This is a genomic window from Dyella sp., from assembly GCF_035486915.1.
Taxonomy (GTDB): domain Bacteria; phylum Pseudomonadota; class Gammaproteobacteria; order Xanthomonadales; family Rhodanobacteraceae; genus Dyella_B.
Map to the genome: position 1 here is coordinate 1 of NZ_DATHMR010000005.1, position 16130 is coordinate 16130.

15 protein-coding genes are annotated in these 16130 nt (G+C 56.0%); 9 read left to right on the forward strand and 6 right to left on the reverse strand.

The annotated features are described in order from the left end of the window. Nucleotides 1-151 precede the first annotated feature (151 nt). The gene (locus tag VK725_RS00325; protein ID WP_325316078.1) at nt 152-592 is read right to left on the reverse strand and encodes a hypothetical protein; all 441 of its coding nucleotides are present in this window, start codon (nt 590-592) and stop codon (nt 152-154) included. A gap of 68 nt (nt 593-660) precedes the next feature. On the opposite strand from VK725_RS00325, the gene VK725_RS00330 reads away from it, so the two are divergent. Next, nucleotides 661-1398 (forward strand): rRNA pseudouridine synthase, encoded by a 738-nt coding sequence (locus tag VK725_RS00330; protein WP_325316079.1) that lies wholly within the window; start codon nt 661-663, stop codon nt 1396-1398. Nucleotides 1399-1421: 23 nt separating this feature from the next. Here the strand turns inward: VK725_RS00330 and VK725_RS00335 are convergent, their stop codons facing one another. Continuing rightward, nucleotides 1422-2276 carry a PA4780 family RIO1-like protein kinase gene (locus VK725_RS00335; protein WP_325316080.1) on the reverse strand — a complete coding sequence of 285 codons (855 nt, stop codon included), beginning with the start codon at nt 2274-2276 and terminating at the stop codon, nt 1422-1424. 406 nt (nt 2277-2682) lie between these two features. Between VK725_RS00335 and VK725_RS00340 the strand changes: the two genes are divergently transcribed. The 3 genes from VK725_RS00340 (at nt 2683) to VK725_RS00350 (ending at nt 5357) form a co-directional block, all read left to right on the forward strand. Then, a complete protein-coding gene (locus tag VK725_RS00340) occupies nt 2683-4053 on the forward strand; it encodes an NAD(P)/FAD-dependent oxidoreductase (protein ID WP_414648430.1) in 1371 nt (456 codons plus the stop codon). 288 nt (nt 4054-4341) lie between these two features. Continuing rightward, nucleotides 4342-4926 carry a hypothetical protein gene (locus tag VK725_RS00345; protein WP_325316082.1) on the forward strand — a complete coding sequence of 195 codons (585 nt, stop codon included), beginning with the start codon at nt 4342-4344 and terminating at the stop codon, nt 4924-4926. A 158-nt stretch (nt 4927-5084) separates the two neighbouring features. Then, nucleotides 5085-5357 carry a hypothetical protein gene (locus tag VK725_RS00350; protein ID WP_325316083.1) on the forward strand — a complete coding sequence of 91 codons (273 nt, stop codon included), beginning with the start codon at nt 5085-5087 and terminating at the stop codon, nt 5355-5357. A 171-nt stretch (nt 5358-5528) separates the two neighbouring features. On the opposite strand, the gene VK725_RS00355 is transcribed toward VK725_RS00350, so the two are convergent. Continuing rightward, on the reverse strand, nt 5529-6299 hold the full coding sequence (locus tag VK725_RS00355; RefSeq protein WP_325316084.1) for a hypothetical protein: 771 nt from the start codon (nt 6297-6299) through the stop codon (nt 5529-5531). 538 nt (nt 6300-6837) lie between these two features. Here VK725_RS00355 and VK725_RS00360 point away from each other — a divergent pair. Then, nucleotides 6838-7767: an SPFH domain-containing protein gene (locus VK725_RS00360; protein ID WP_325316085.1), complete on the forward strand. Its 930-nt coding sequence runs from the start codon at nt 6838-6840 to the stop codon at nt 7765-7767. A 142-nt stretch (nt 7768-7909) separates the two neighbouring features. Here VK725_RS00360 and VK725_RS00365 read toward each other — a convergent pair whose 3' ends face one another. Further along, the gene (locus tag VK725_RS00365) at nt 7910-8221 is read right to left on the reverse strand and encodes a hypothetical protein (RefSeq protein WP_325316086.1); all 312 of its coding nucleotides are present in this window, start codon (nt 8219-8221) and stop codon (nt 7910-7912) included. 303 nt (nt 8222-8524) lie between these two features. Here VK725_RS00365 and VK725_RS00370 point away from each other — a divergent pair, with 303 nt between their 5' ends. Beyond that, nucleotides 8525-9193, forward strand: coding sequence for a MarC family protein (locus tag VK725_RS00370; RefSeq protein ID WP_325316087.1), 669 nt, complete (start codon nt 8525-8527; stop codon nt 9191-9193). 75 nt (nt 9194-9268) lie between these two features. Here the strand turns inward: VK725_RS00370 and VK725_RS00375 are convergent, their stop codons facing one another. Next, nucleotides 9269-9706: a hypothetical protein gene (locus tag VK725_RS00375; protein ID WP_325316088.1), complete on the reverse strand. Its 438-nt coding sequence runs from the start codon at nt 9704-9706 to the stop codon at nt 9269-9271. A gap of 188 nt (nt 9707-9894) precedes the next feature. On the opposite strand from VK725_RS00375, the gene VK725_RS00380 reads away from it, so the two are divergent. Continuing rightward, entirely contained in the window at nt 9895-10617 is a 723-nt protein-coding gene (locus tag VK725_RS00380; protein ID WP_325316089.1) for a carbonic anhydrase, read from the forward strand. 224 nt (nt 10618-10841) lie between these two features. Here VK725_RS00380 and VK725_RS00385 read toward each other — a convergent pair whose 3' ends face one another. Further along, nucleotides 10842-11684, reverse strand: a complete 843-nt coding sequence (locus VK725_RS00385) for an SAM-dependent methyltransferase (RefSeq protein ID WP_325316090.1) — start codon at nt 11682-11684, stop codon at nt 10842-10844. 863 nt (nt 11685-12547) lie between these two features. On the opposite strand from VK725_RS00385, the gene VK725_RS00390 reads away from it, so the two are divergent. Continuing rightward, nucleotides 12548-13813 carry a GGDEF domain-containing protein gene (locus tag VK725_RS00390; RefSeq protein ID WP_325316091.1) on the forward strand — a complete coding sequence of 422 codons (1266 nt, stop codon included), beginning with the start codon at nt 12548-12550 and terminating at the stop codon, nt 13811-13813. A gap of 798 nt (nt 13814-14611) precedes the next feature. Further along, entirely contained in the window at nt 14612-15631 is a 1020-nt protein-coding gene (locus VK725_RS00395; protein WP_325316092.1) for a hypothetical protein, read from the forward strand. Nucleotides 15632-16130: the final 499 nt, after the last annotated feature.

Here is a 16130-nt window from a genome sequence, read left to right on the forward strand (position 1 = left end):
TACTTGCGCGGTTGCGCGCAAAGGGCGTCGCCATTCTGAAACGCGACGACAACGAACCCAACGGCCGTTTCGCGTGGATTCTAGATCCCGAAGGCAACAAGATTGAGCTTTGGGAGCCGAAACGTTAGGCACTTCCTCATCGGTCGGCAATCTAGCTGCGATGTTTGGGCGCGCGGCGGATCATGTCGATATCAGCCAGAACTACATCCAACGCGGTGGCCAAGTCGGGCGCCCATCTGACACTGTCGGACGTGGTGCTGCCACAGTACAGCTGCTTTTCTAAGGGACTGACGAAGGCTTGGCAAACGCGATCATTAACGCTTGAAGCAATCTCTCGCTTCTTCCGCGCGTCGACCCTGATTTCACAGGTGGACGCGATGTCACCCTCCTTGTCGATGAGGGATAGATGCGCGGGTGCATTTTCATCACGCCGATCCCAACTATGTACCATCGGCTGTGTTCGCAGCACATGTGCGGTCAAATGGCCGCTTCGATCGATTGAGCTACCAAAGGAGTCAGAGCCTTTTTGCGCGCAACGATTCGACCATTTATAAGTGAAACTGTCCCGTTTCTTCCTCTTGCCGGATCGCATGCCTATGCCCCGCGCATGGGCGGCTTTCCGGTCGTTACACTGCAGGTCTCGCTTTCCTGGTAATTCCCATGTCCGCTCCGGTTCGACTTGCCCATCGTGTCTGCGAGCTGTTCGGTCTCTCACGGGCCGAAGCCGAGCAATTTATTCAGAACGGTTGGGTGTCGGTGGACGGGCAGGTGATCGAGGCACCGCAACACAAGGTAACCCTCGAGCGTGTTGAGCTCGATCCCGAAGCTCGTCTGGATGCGGTAGAGCCGGCCACGATTTTGCTGCATAAGCCGCCGGGCTTCGACGCGAGCAACGCTTACAAACCCGCCAGCACCTTGGTAACGCCGGCGACGCGCTGGACCGATGACCCCAGCGGTGAACGTCTGCTTCGGCGCCATTTCCATCGTTTGACATCGCTGGTGTCGCTGGACGCCGAGGCCAGTGGCCTGATGGTGCTGACCCAGGACGGCCGGATACGACGCCGCCTGACCGAGGATGCTGAACTTATCGAGCACGAGTACATCGTCGAAATCAGCGGCGAGATCGCGCCTGACGGTCTGCGCCGGCTCAACCATGGCCTGAGTTTCAACGGTCGGGTGCTCCCACCGAGCAAGGTCAGTTGGCAGAACGAGAGCCGGCTTCGCTTCGCGATCAAGGGCGTACAAGATGGACAGCTGCGCGACATGTGCGCGCAGGTCGGGCTACGTGTCGTGTCGATTCGCCGGTTGCGTATCGGCAGGGTTGCCTTGGGCAAGGGCCCGAACGGCGCGATGCCGCCGGGGGCGTGGCGCTATCTGCCGGTGGGCGAGAAATTCTGAGGCCGGAACGCGTTGGCGCTTCGCTAGTCTTGCTCTGCGGCCTCGCGACCCTGCTGTCGGATCAGCATTTCTTCGCGTGCATCGTTGATGGACTGGCGGATGCTATCGAGATCGACCTCGGTTTCGTCCGGCGTGAACTCGCCGGTCAGTTCCGTATCGGGTCGCAGCTCGCCGGCCTGAAACAACGCCCACATCTCCTCGCCGTACCACGTGTCCAGCAGCTCGGGTGCCCAACGTCCAAGATGTGCAGTGAGGTTGTTGACGTCACGCAGCAGCATCGTGCGCGCCGCATTGTTGCCCGCGGCACTGACGACTTGCGGAAAATCGATCACCACCGGCCCGTCTGGACCGACCAGTACGTTGTACGCGGACAGGTCGCCATGGATCAGCCCGCAACACAGCATCAGCACCACCTGCCGCACTAGCACGCGATGGTATTCGCGTGCTTGCTCCGCACTGAGTTCAATCTCACCTAAGCGTGGCGCGGAGAAGCCTTCGGCGTCGGTGACCAGCTCCATCACCAATACGCCGTGGAAATAGCCATACGGCTCGGGCACACGCATGCCAGCGACGCGCAATTGGTAGAGCGCGTCAACCTCGGTGTTCTTCCAGGCCACTTCCTGCTGCTTGCGCCCGTACTTGCTGGCCTTGCCGATCGCACGCGCTTCACGACTGCCTCGTACCTTGCGACCTTCCTGATACTGCACGCGCTGCTGGAAGCTACGCTGTGCCATGTCCTTGTAAACTTTCGCGCAGCGTACTTCGTCGCCGCTGCGGACAACGTACACCGCCGCTTCCTTGCCGCTCTTGAGCGGTCGCAGCACTTCATCAATGACGCCGTCATCGATCAGCGCCTGCAAGCCTTGGGGGGTCTTCACGGTATCTCTGGGGGCAGTTGCCGCTGCGAGGGCGGCTATCAACCCCCGATTATCGCATTTTCGGGCAGTTGGGGCCATCGGGAGATGGGGCTGCGTGTATACCGCGGCCCTGGCCTTGCGCCTGCCAACGTCAAACGCGAAAGGGGCTCTGGCAAGGGGTCAGAGCCCTTTTTGTGGACTGCTGAAGGGCCGTGCCAATCGATTCGAGACAACGGGCATGCGTCAATAGGGTGAAGCGTGCGCACGTAAGCGAATCTGTCCCACTTTGATCTGTTTTACGATCCTTAAAGAGCGGCCATGTGCTGCGATTGTTCTTGCCGCCGGGCATCGTGATTTAATCGATGCTGCCTAGCGCGTTTGACAGGGGCGGCAGGCTTGCTCTGGCATACTCTTGCAGATTCGAGCTATAGCGCTTGACCGCTTCACAAGGATGGGCATGACGGAAATCACAGTTCAAGTCGCCCAGGATTGCGACGTGGTGGTGATTGGCGGTGGGCCGGCCGGTAGTACGGCAGCGGCTCTGCTGGCGCGCATGGGTCATAAGGTGATCGCGCTGGAAAAAGACAGGCACCCACGCTTTCATATCGGCGAATCATTGCTACCGATGAATCTGCCGCTGTTCGAGCGACTGGGTGTGATGGAGAAGGTGAGGGGCATCGGCGTATTTAAGCCCGGCGCGGATTTCGAGGCCGACAACGAGCGCGGCTACAACACTTACGCATTCGCGCGGGCCCTCCGCAACAGTCCACCGCATGCTTATCAGGTATGGCGGCAGGACTTCGACAAGATGCTCTACGACCACGCACGCGAGTGCGGTGCGGATGCGCGCGAGGGCCACGAGGTAAGGCAAGTCGTGCAGCAAAGCTCGCGCGAGTCATTGATCGACGTAGGCACCGATACCGACGAGACCTACCAAATTCGCGCGCGCTATGTGATGGATGCCAGTGGCCGCGATGCGTTTCTTTCCTCGAAGAAAAAGCTCAAGCGGAAAAACGACGAGCACCAAAGCGCGGCGATCTTCGGCCATTTTCTCGGCGCTGAGCGCCGTCCTGGCGACGATGCCGGCAACATCAGCATCTACCGCTTCGAGCATGGCTGGATGTGGATGATCCCGCTGCCGGGCGGTGTGATGAGCATCGGCGCAGTGTGCCGCCCGGCGTATTTGAAACAACGCAAAGGGCGCAAGGTCGAGTTTTTGTTAGAGACGCTGCGTATGAATGCCGAGCTTTGGCAACGCGTTGAGCGTGCCCAGTTGATCGACAATGAAGTGCGCGTCACCGGCAATTATTCCTACGACTCCACATGCATGGGCGGCCCTGGTTGGGTGTTGATTGGCGATGCATTCGCGTTTCTGGACCCGGTTTTTTCTTCGGGTGTGTATCTGGCGATGAGTGGCGCCGAGCAGGCCGTTGCAGTGGTCGACGAATCGCTGCGTCATCCACAGCGGGAGGCGCGACTATTGCGCCGCTTGGAACGTCGCCAGCGCCGTGGCATGCGGCACTTTGCGTTTTTCATCTATCGATTCAACAGCCCAGTGATGGGCGAGATGTTCCGCGAACCGCACAATATCTGGCAGATCGAGCAGGGAGTGATTTCCATGCTTGCCGGCGATGTATTCGACTCGCTCAAAGTATGGAGCCGCATCAAAGCATTCCAACTCGTTTATACGATCAGTGCCTTGTTCAACTGGCGCAACTGGCGTTCCGAGCGCAGGTATCGGCTTGAACAAGCCCGGCTGCAGTTCACGGGTGGCGATACGCCATTGGATAAGGTTTAACCGAGAAATATCGTTGTGTCCTACTAAAACGGGGTCGGGTTCGCTGTATTCAGACGATACGTTTGTTGATGCGTGAACCTGAGCCCATTTGCGGGATGAACGCGGCTCTGCGCCACCGGTGTGATTACCGTAATAATTTGCGCGCTCAATTTCACGCCATTCCATCTCTGGCAAGCTTATCGTCTCACTGAAAAAGACTTGATTGCTTTTTGACGCGCAAGAAAAGCAGTTTGGTATCCTCTCTCGTCTAGTAGCGATAGCACTTTCAAGGCTTGGAGAGAGTCAGTCATGACCATGCGTACATGTGCCCTTTTGGCAACGGCGATGCTGTTGGCGGGGTGTGCTACCGACGATCCAGACATCACGGTAAAACATCGCGTTCCTCACGGAAGCACGGTTGCTGTTGTGATGTTCGAGGACTGCACTATCGCGAATCAACCAGATTGTGACGGCTCCGGTGCGAATGCGAGTTCGATCTTTGTCCGCGTACTTTCGCAAAAGCCGGGTCTGCACGCTGTCTCGCTGCCAAGGCCCGTTGGAGCCAACGCGCAGCTCACTGACGATGCAGCGGTGGCTTACGCGAATAAAAAGGGTTACCGATTTGTCATCAATGGCGAGGTCCAGGATTATTACCGCACCGGGCACATGGCACTGCACTCGGATCGCGCGGCTCTCTCAGTGCGCGTTCTGAGCGTTAAGGACGGGCAAGCGTTGGTGACGTATACCTATCAGGAGAATTCGAAAACCCATTTCACGACGCCCGACGAAATGGTGGAAGACATGGCAAAGCAGTTGGCCACATCCATCATCGTTGAACCCAAAAAACAGCGTCAGGGTGATTTTATGTTTTACAAAGGAAATGGCGGAGGCTGAGTTAGAAGGGAAGGCGGAGAGTAGAATTCTCTATGAGAAGAGGGAGGATTGACGACACGTTGTGCTCCTCTTACATCCGATCTCGATTTCACGCGTGTTTTATGTATGAGTCGATATCACATGCGGCGGGGTGATCAACCAAACGTAAGGGGATATCCATGAAACTCGTTTCTATGGCTTACGCCGCTGCCGCACTTATTGGTATCACTGCTCTGGTTCGTCCGACTACTGCTTTCGCATTTCCACCTTGTTCAACCTGTGCCACTTGGTGGACGGAGTGTTCGCAGGGCGACAAAACGGCCTGTCAAAGCTTTGCCGATCTATGCATGGGCTGTCCTGAAAACTCCACCGTGAAAGGTGCGGGAGCACCGCCGACGAAGATCGATGGCAAATCAGATACGGCATTCTCAGATTTCCGCCGTTTCCTGTAACGGCACTCGCCCAATAAAGCGGGCACGATAGTGAAAAGCCTCCGAGTACCGGCGCGGGGGCTTTTTTTATGGGAGATCACTGCGCGGAAAGGCGGGTGGCGAGTGCTTTTTAGGCTTAAAAGCGACAGGAGTTTTATGTTGCATTTCTCACCCATGTCGCGTTGATTGTTCCTACTCGGTGGGCGCCTGCTGAGCATTTTCTACAACAAGTGCATCCGCGGGGATTGCGAGTTCCGTTCCCGGCATTTGAATAGGTGTGAAGCTTTGGTCGGGTGAGTCGCTGGCGGGCTTGAAGGGTTCGGTGTCCCAGAAACTCACTTGAAAGCGCGACAGAAATTCATCGTTCACGACAAAGGCGCGGGAGATGGTCACGCGTGTGGCGACGGGCGTGCCATCTGCAATCACTGGGCGTCCTTTCCACGTGGCTATGTCGCCGGCCACCTCGTTCGCCTGTTCGCTGGCGGGTTTTCCAAGCGATGTGACGCTGCGGACATTGCTGATGTGATCGATGCTGCCGTCCGGTTCCACCGTCGCCTGCATTACGAAGATTGCGTCGATGCCGTGACTTAAGAAACCATGTGGAAAACGCATGGGGCTGCTTTCGATGTAGGGGCCGTTGCCGACATACAGCAATTCCTTGAAAACGCGGCTTTGCTTCGGTTGCTTGAAGTAATGAAATCGGGTGCGTAGCCACGTTGTGACCGCGACAGGGTGCCCGTTCTTTTGATAAGGCTGAAATTGCCATGTGAGGACGGTGCCCGTGACGATCGGCTTCAGCTCATCGGGCAGTTTCACCATGGGGCGCGCAGCGGTGACGTGCCCTGTTGCATCGAGGTCGATTTCGACCTCGAAGGGCTGCGTCATCACATCCAGCTTTCTGGCGTGAGCGGTTTCGCAACACAGAAGAGCTAGTAGCAGCGTAGTGACTACCGTGCGTAACATCGGACCTTTTCCATTGCCTCCCCGGTCCGATGCTAGCAAAACCGATTGCTGGGAATCGCTTAACTTTATTGCGTGGTTACTTGCGGTCTATTTAAAGGCATGAGCGCAGCATCCGCGATTGCAAGCTCCATCTCAGGCAATTGAATGGGTGTCTGAGTCTGATTGGGTGAATGGCTGGTGGGCATAAAGAAGCTCTGTGCGAATGCCGGTATCTGCCTTCTTGAAATGAAGTCTCATCGTCAGCCGCGTCGGGACCGCGACAGGTTGAGCATGCCTGATAAATCGTTTGAATTGCCAACGGCTTATGATGTTGGCAGCGGCTTTATCGTAACCGTCTGGCAATTTGGCCGTGGACTACGGGGAGGTCACACGTCCGGTCGGATTCAGATTAATCTGGATATCGGCGGTGGTCATTCAACCCACTTAACAACCCCCTTTTTTGCACGATGCGGATATTGGATGGCGCCTTGCATGCTTTAGGTTCTGGCCGCCCATGGTGCGGGCAGAATTATTTCTTACAACGTATGGGAGATGATTCATGATCAATATGCCTTCGAAGATGCCATCCAAGGATCCGCGCAGCCTTCTTGGCCGCTTCGGTATCGGTGGCACGATGGCTATCGCCGTTTTGATTATTTTGCTTTACAACAGCGTATTTGTTGTTTCTCCCAGCGAAGAAGCCGGGACACGCTGGATGGGTGGTACGACCATGACGAGCACACCGCTGTCGACGGGTGTGCACTTCAAGGTGCCGTTCTTTGAATCGGTGGACCGCCTGCAGACCAGTCGCTCGGTTTACACACTCAACGGTCTGGATGTGTACACCAATGACAATCAGAAGGTGACGATTGACGTCAGCTTGATCTATCAGATTCCCAGTTCGGCGGTGATGAATCTGCTCTATCACGTTGGCCGTGCCGGTGCGGTGGATATTGAGGCGACCATCCTGCCTGTCGTGAGAGATCGTGCGCTTGCTGCCTTTGCGCAGTACAACACGCTGACGATTTCCGATCAGCGCGCGCAAATCACTGCACAAATGCGCAAGGACATCAGCGATGCGCTGCAGCGATTGTTCAATGTGGACGTGATTGACGTGCAGTTGGTAGGCATCCACTACTCACCCATTTTCGATCAATCCATTGAGGAAGCCGTGCGCGCCAAGAACCTGGCCGTGCAAGCGGAAAACACGGTGGCACAGAAGAAATTCGAGGGTGAGCAGAAAACCGTGACCGCTACCGCGGAGGCCACCGCTGCGGTCGAACGTGCCAATGGCGAGGCGCAGGCTACGGTGTTGCAGGCGCAAGCCCAGGCCAAAGCGATCGAGACAGTAGGCGATGCGCTCAAGAGTCATCCGGACTACGCACACTTCTACGGATTGCAGCATTGGAACGGTGTGCTGCCGCAGGTCGTCGGTGCAGGTTCGATTCCGATGATCGATCTGAGCAAGGGTCAGAACACGGGGCAGTAAGCGAGGCCAAAACGGGGGCGGATTCACTGTGTTCTGTAGAAAAAGGCAGAGTGCTTTTTCGCGGTTTATCCGGCTCGATCTTCAGGCTTGGCGGTAAAAGCGCCACTAAATGGCGTTGACTATCTCTGACCCCCTTTTATCTTTAACCCGTCTGAGCGGGCTTGTTCTGCAGTTGCCTCAGGGCAATCCCTAAACCAATGCGGTAGCTGGTGGCCAGGTCACCGTGGATGATGATGGTCGCTGCAGGCGCGTTGTGCCAGCAATCCCTGGGTTGCAACGTATCATCGCTGTCATCGTGAACTTCGATATAGGGCGTCGCCAAGTTGTCGAGAGCTTCGCTTAGTCCGACCTCCGGGTGCTCGTTCACCTGTTGCGCAAGATCGCCGGGATCGAGCAGCATGAATTCTGTGTGATGAGGCCGCACAGCCTTGACGCGCGCCACAAATTCGCGCATTCCTCCGCAGCTGCACAGTTCCAACGTCCGTCCGGCAGCGCGAGCTAATTGCTGTAGATGGCTTAGGATTTCACTACTGATTGATCGGGTCGGGGCATGGGGCCCCTGGATAATCATGATGGTCAAAGCAGTGCACCCATATCGCTATACGAAACAGATGCGTTATGTTGATATCGCTCAGGGTAAAGGGGCTATATGTGTGTGGGCCGTGTCGCGTAAATTCTTCGAAAAGAGATCGGGTAAGAAGGGGCGGAACCTTTATCTTGACCGTTAGCGCCATCAACCATCGAAGGGCTGCGAGCCATGCTATATGACCTCACTCAGACCGTTCTGTTGCTCGTTACCGGGTTGTTTCCGATCATCAACCCGCCGGCATCGGCGTTCATGGTGCTGAGCCTGGTTCCGCATGCGACACAGGCCGAACGCAACGACTTGGCACGACGAATTACGTTTAACAGCTTTGTGATCTTGTTGGCATCGCTATCGATTGGCGCGTACGTGCTTACGTTTTTCGGCATATCCATTCCGGTGCTCAGAGTAGCCGGTGGTTTGATTATCGCGATGGCAGGATGGAATCTCTTGCAGAAACCCAGCGACGAGCCGACCGACGATCATTCGCAAGCACTGCAAGCCAATACGCGTGGGGAATCCCTGGCGTCCAAGGCGTTTTATCCGTTAACGCTTCCCCTTACGGTGGGTCCCGGTTCCATCGCGGTGGCTATCGCACTTGGCACCGGTTCGCCAAAGGAAGGCCTTTCTGCGGGACATATTTTGGGTGTGGCGCTGGCACTGATCATCCTTTGCACGAGCATCTACATCTGCATGCGTTTTGTCAGTACGACCGAACGAATGCTTGGCGCGGTTGGCACGCAAGTCGCCATGCGGCTTTTCGCATTCGTGATCTTCTGTATCGGCGTGCAGTTGTGTTGGAGTGGTTTGTCACAATTGCTAGCTTCGGTGCATTGGAAATAGATGAGATGAGAGAAGGGCGGAGAGCTGCTTTTTTAGGTGCAGGCGCATTTCACCCTTTTCTTGGACAAGCGTCCGTTATCGCGACGCGAGCTGCCCTAGTAACACCAGCGCGTCGCTCTCGCTCATGCCTTTTGCTTCCTCGAAAACTTCCGGCGGCACCCATTCCGGATACGGTACGTCACGCGTCTCATGATGCCCTGCCGCGGTATGTTCCTGATGTACCTGCGCCAACTGCGAAGGCTCAAAACGATCCGCTAGTTTCACCAATGCAGGCCATAGCCGGCGATGAATAAACGTGACTTTACCGTTGACGAAACGACACGCGAGGATGTCCGGTGATTCACCGAGTTGTTGCAACACTTTGAAGATCCGGTGGCTTTTCGGGTGTGCCCACCAGCTGCCCCTGATCGGTTCGCCGGCAATCGCTTCCACCAGTTTTGGCGCCGGGCCGCGTGCAGCCACCAGTACGATGCCGTGCTCGCGCACAAAGTCTATGGCCTCAGTGGCGTTCATACGTCCTCTTTTAAAGGAACAGGCCTCCGGAGAATAGGGGAGAGGCGTGCATTCCGATAACCGCTGTGCGTTAAGAGGTAACTACCGCTAAAAAGGTGACGGGGCTAATCAAATGGCGTTAACTATCCCAGTCCCCGTTGTCTCGTTCCCGTCTTGGGGGCAATCCGCCATCTGAATGGAGACATGCCATGTGCGATCACCCTTCGCATTCGTTGCAGTCCCGCCGTCAGTTTCTGGAAGCAGGTCTGGGATTGCTTGCATTAAGCACATTGATGCCCCGCTACGCGTTCGCCGATGCACCACCGCCTCAAAATGCCATCACGCCCGATGTCGCGCTGCGGCGCCTGATCGATGGCAACGCGCGTTATGTATCCAACAAGATCGACGCCAAGGATTTCTCGGTGGGCCGTGCCGCCCGCGCCAAGGCGCAATATCCGATTGCTGCGATATTGAGTTGCGCCGATTCGCGCGTGGCGCCGGAATTGGTATTCGATCAAGGCCCCGGCGATCTGTTTGTCGTGCGCGTGGCCGGCAATTACCTCAGCAGCGATAGCCTGGCGAGCCTGGAATATGCGGTAGGTGTGCTTAAGGTGCCGTTGATCATGGTGCTCGGGCATACCGATTGTGGTGCGGTCAAAGCGACTATCAACGAAATCAAGCAACCGGCACCGTTGCCCGGGCACATCTGGGACATTGTCGACGCCATACGTCCGGGCGTCGCCAAGGCGGTGGAAGCCGGGGGCGATAACATGCTGATCAACGCCATCGGCACCAACGTGGATTACAACGTGGCGCGCGTGACATCGGCGCAACCGGTGATTTCCGAAGCCGTTGGACAGAAGGGCGTTCGTGTCGTCGGCGCTGTGTACGAATTGGCCAGCGGCAAAGTACTGTTACGACAGGCCGTTTGATCCTTCAAGCTGAAGGGGCTTCGACAGGAGTCAGAGTCGCTTGAAGATGACTCTGACCCCTACGCGTTCACCCCGCTCATCGAATATCCAAAGCGAGGACCATCCTCGCAATGTTGAAGGTGCCGATCACGCTACCTCCTAAAGGCTGGGGGACGTTTCGAGGTATGACGTCATTTGCCGTCGAAGTCACCACGAAAGAGCGGCATACTTCTTTTGCACCGTGTTTAACGCCGTGTCGCTAAAACGCCGTCCAACGCGAGTTGCGTCTTGAATCCCGCTTTCTCCAACCGCTTTGCCACCTCGCGTGGAACGTCGCGGTCGCTGGTGAGTTTGTTTGGGCTGCCGGTGTAGTGGAACAGACGTCCGCCACGCCGCAGCACGCGTGCCAATTGATCGTAGAACGCCTGTGAGTAGAGCTCACCGGCAATGCCGAAGCGTGGAGGATCGTGCAGTAGTGCATCGACCGAGGCATCGGGAATCTGGACGATCGTTTGCGACACGTCGGCGTGCGTGAGTTGCAAGCGACCGCCGCTGGCGGGTGCATCGGGATCCGGTGACCACGCGTTGATCGTGCGCAACCAAAGTACATCCGCGTTCTTTTCGAACGACTGGATGCATGCGACCCCGGCCTCCAGGCAGCAGGCAGCGAAATAGCCCAGGCCACCGCAGGTATCCAGCAGCACTTTGCCGCGAGGTTCGACCAATGCCACTTTGCGGCGCGCATCCTCGAATGGCGATTCCTTCGCGGTTGGCAGCATCTTGATGCCGTCGATCTCGAATGTGGGCGCTCCCCACTCGGTGGGCACCAGCTTGATCAGCGAGCCGGAAAAGCGCGACACCGATGCGAATTCATCGCCGTCCCAGTAATAGATGGTGCGGTCTTTCAGCGTGTGCGGATAAGAATAGTGCACGCCTTTCCACTGCCACGCATCCGCGTGCAAGGTTGCGTTACCGCTCGATCGACCCAGGTCCAACGATCCAGTCCATTCAGCCGCGCCAGCTTCGTGTGCGGCGAGCAGCGCCTGAGCCATAGAACGTGTGAGCAAGGGCCCGGAATAATGCGGCACGATCAAAAATCTCTGGGGGAATGGGGGTATCGTTTTCGCCACAGCCCTACGAAAGAGGGGCAGTTTTCTCTCTAGCGACTATCAAGCTTACTTGCTGCCTTATTCAATGAAAAATGAAACGGTCGCATAGAGCCACTTTATCGGAAAAATACGGTACTGCCTTTGGCGGCCGCTCGTTAGTGGTGGGCCACTGCGTGTTGTTTACGAAGACACGGTGCTGTACATCCAAGTGTAGGAGGAACAGCTGAAACCGGGTGCACGACCACCGGTTATATAGGCACGCAGTTTGGCGTCGGTTTCATCATGGTGTTTGTGCAGGATCAGGCGTGGTCTAACAACGCTTCTTCTGCAGAACATCGGTGGGATGATACGTTGATGGGTTTGATGAGTTTGGCGATTGTGATGGTCGTCGCCTCGGCTATTCGTCGGTATATGGCCGCGTTGCCGCATCGGGCGGCGTAACCGTTTTCGCTCTGGCTGTCATGGCGAACAGACAGCGCACGATGTTGCGTTCAGGCCAGGGTGAATACTGGCCTTCTCGATGCTGACGGTGATGCGTCGCTAAAGATTTTCGCAGGGCTGCCGATTTAGGGGCAGATCCGAACTTATGGTTGTGCTTCACGCCGCAAGGACAGACGTTGTTATAGGCGCCCTGCCAGTTAAATGTCGCCCTGCGGATTTCACAATGTGTAAAACCGCTTACGAGTTTGAACAACGGTTATGGCAGTCAGGCTTGGGTGGATGGCTTGACCGACATGGTTTAGGAAACAGCCGCCCATGGCCGGTAGGGATGTGGCTTGAACCTTGCAACAGCAAACAGCGATGTATCCCTTGTACGTTTCCGGTAAGCGTGGGCCCAATGCATGTCCTGGAAAGAAGTCCCTGATCTGCTAGCTGTCGGACTGCTGATCTATGCGTTCGTGTCCGTTGCGCGTCCGGCTGGTGGCATGATGACGCGGCTGTGGCTCGCCGGCTGGATCTGTATTGAATTGCATTTCGCGGCCTATTCGTTCCTGGACGTGCCGGGCGTAGGCGGGATCGTCGCGGACATCGTCGGTACCGCGGCCTTGGTGTGGTGCGCCGAACTCTTCTGCTGGTCCATGGATCCACAGCCAGAACAGTGGGGAAGCCGCTTGCTGTTCTGGGCGGTCTCTGCGGTCTATACGTTTTATATCGTGCTTACATCGCTACCTTCAGCTCCCAAACCACTTATCGTGGTTGCAGCGAGTCTGTTCGCTATCGTGCCACTCACCGTAGTGGCGTTAACGCCCGGGACGCAGCGGCCGAGGAGCCGATGGATCGGGGTCGTCATTAACGCGACACTCGCTGCAGTGTTGCTGCGCTGGCAGTTCTCTGCGCATGGACCAGATTTGCAGGGTGTCCTGCCACTTTTCGTCACTTATTTCGTTTGTTGTCTGCAATTCGGCTTCTCAAGTCAGCGGCGGCGGACGGGTGGCTTCGTGGTCACGCTGCTGGGTCTGCTGGCCTGGTCGCTGGTCTTTCCTGTGGGCATGGCGTTCGACGTATTCCTGCCCAATGTGCAGGTAGGTGCGGAGGTGTGGAATCTGCCCAAGTATCTGGTCGCGGTGGGAATGATCCTGCTGCTGCTGGAGAGCCAGCTGAAACGTAATCAGCATATGGCGCAGCATGACGCGTTGACCGGGTTGCCCAATCGTCGGCTGTTTCACGATCGCATCAGCAAGGCGATGGACCGTGCCCGTCAGCGCAATGCGGGCGCGGCGGTGTTGGCGATCGATCTGGATGGATTCAAGGCGGTGAACGACACGTTCGGCCATCACACCGGCGATGAAGTGCTGCAACAGGTGGCGCATTTATTTACGACGTATCTGCGCCGCATCGACACCATCGCGCGAACCGGTGGCGATGAGTTTTCGGTCGTGCTCGAAGGGCCAATCACGCGCTACGAAGCCACCGAGGTTGCAAGCACCTTGAAGCAGTTACTGGAAACACCGATGGCGGTGGCGGGGCGCACCATGCAAATCGGTGCGAGCATCGGCGTGGCGATGTTTCCGGATGATGCGCAATCGCCGGATCACCTTTCCATCCTCGCCGACGAGCGCATGTACATAGCCAAGCGAGAAGGTGGGAGCAGGGTGCAAGCCTGTTGATGTAGATGCTGTCGTGCAATGCGACGGCAATTTAAGTAGAACATCGCTCGCTTCAGAAAAGAAAATATTGATCGCGAGCAATCGGCGCATTCACAGAGCTGAACATTTTCTATTCTTTGATCAGTGTCACTGAAAGAAGCTGCATTCAAATTTTCTTGCGAAAAAAATGTGTGATGCATCACATGTGCATTGCAACAACGTCAGAGTCTCGCAAGCTATAAAAATATTTTTTGATGTGTTGACGTATCACGACGGTGGTGTATGCAAAAACGTCACGGAAGCTACACATATTTGCAGACATTCTTACAAAATCAACCAAAGTGATGATTGATTTTTTGTTGTGAGTGTAAGCGCAATCATAAGTTGTGGAGGAGAACTGATGGACACGCGCTTGTGGTGTTTTTCGGGGACAACAACGGCCATGCATTCCTTTCGGAAATATCAGCGACGAAGCAACTGTCGCGCATAACTTCATTCAATCGGATCACCTTCGCATTCAAGGTGTGATTTGAGCCAATAGCGAGATGACGCGACTGCACATTCGTGCAGAGAGCGATAGCACGCTTGCGCCATCGAAGCACGTAATGCGCTCTTTTCCATGTGAAAGAGCGTTGTATGAGGAAAGTTCGAGCGCCTGGCTTTCTTCTCCGCAAGGATGCGGCGGATGGGCAACGTGAAGGGATGCGCCGCAGCTTAAGTCGGTTGCGGTATGTAAGTACGTTGTTGTTAGAGGTAACTCGACTTTTGGGTGGTCCAAAGTCGACATCAATTGCCATTTACGTACTGGGGAGAAACTAAATGCAAGCAAAGTTCAAGTTGGCACTTTTGGCTGGCCTTGTGGCTACCGCTTTCGTTCCCGCTGTTTTTGCTACCGACGATGGCATCGTCGAACAGATGGCTAAGGCTTCCTGGCGTCATGACGTTGCGCAGATTGCTACGCCGGCGCAAGGTTGCTTCCACGCGAGCTATCCAAGCGTTTTGTGGGAGCCGGTGGCGTGCCATCAGTTGCATCCGCGCGTTCACACTGTGCCGCGCCAGATTGTTTTCGGTCAGGAGCAAACCGTTGGCAATGGCAACGACTACACGTTGAACACGAGCAGCCCCATCAGCAAAGCAGTGGGCAGCTTCCCGACCTATTCGGGTGTGACGTCGGAAAAGAGCGTTGGCGTCGCGGCATATGGCGACGGCGGCATTCTCGGTAGTAACGAATACTCATTGCAGATGAACACCAGCTTCAACAACACCACTGCTGCGTGCAATGGTGGCGCCTCCGGTTGTGTCGTGTGGCAACAATTCATCTATGCGACCGACTATGACGTCGACGGCGAAGGCTCCGTGTTCATACAAAATTGGCTGATCGGTTGGGGTAACGGTACGTGTCCGAGCGGCTTCGGCAGCGATGGCGAAGGCGACTGCTACGGCAACAGCAACTCTACCCAGCTTTCGGACATTTCGCCGAAGAGTCTGGGCAGTGTGACGCTGACGGGCACCGCCACCACCGGCGGTAACGACACGACGGTTGTTACCTATGACGGCGACGCCTACAGCACCAGCCAATCCGACAGCACGCTGGATATCGCGAGCGTGTGGAACCAGGTCGAATACAACGTCGTCGGCGATGCGGGCGGTTCGGAGGCCAAATTTAATACCAGCGGCGTTGATATCAAGGTCAACATCGCCGTTAACGATGGCTCCACCAGCGCACCGACCTGCGAAGCGGATACCGGTACCACTGGCGAAAGCAACAATCTGACCCTGGGCAGCTGCACCGCTGCGAGTGGTTCGACCCCTTCGATCAGCTTCACCGAATCGAACTGATCGCTTTTACGTTGCCGGCTAAACAAAACGCCGAGGGTTATCCCTCGGCGTTTTTATTTTCATAAGCAGCGCTATGTCAACTTGTGCACGGAGGCGAAGATCGGCGAGTCGAGTTTGAAATGGTTTTCGCCGATACAGGAAATCCGCATGGCAATGCGTGTAAACCTTTTCTTGCGTAGATCAATGCATCGAAAAGAAGTCAATCTCAAATTTTCTTATCACGCCCGAAGTGCGCAATAAATCACATGTGCAACGCAGCAATGTCATCCTCGTGCAAGCTACAAATTAGTTCTCGTACATCGACATTGCACGATCGTTTGCGTATGCGACAAGCGTCACGCACTCTACACATAATTGTAGTCATCCTTACGAAATCAACCGAAGTCACGGGGCACTTCGCGTGGTTGATGCAAGAGCAATCATAAGTCGTGAAGGAGAAGTGATGGGCACGCGCTTGTGGTGTTTTCTGGGGAAAGCAAACGTTCTGCATTCTTATATA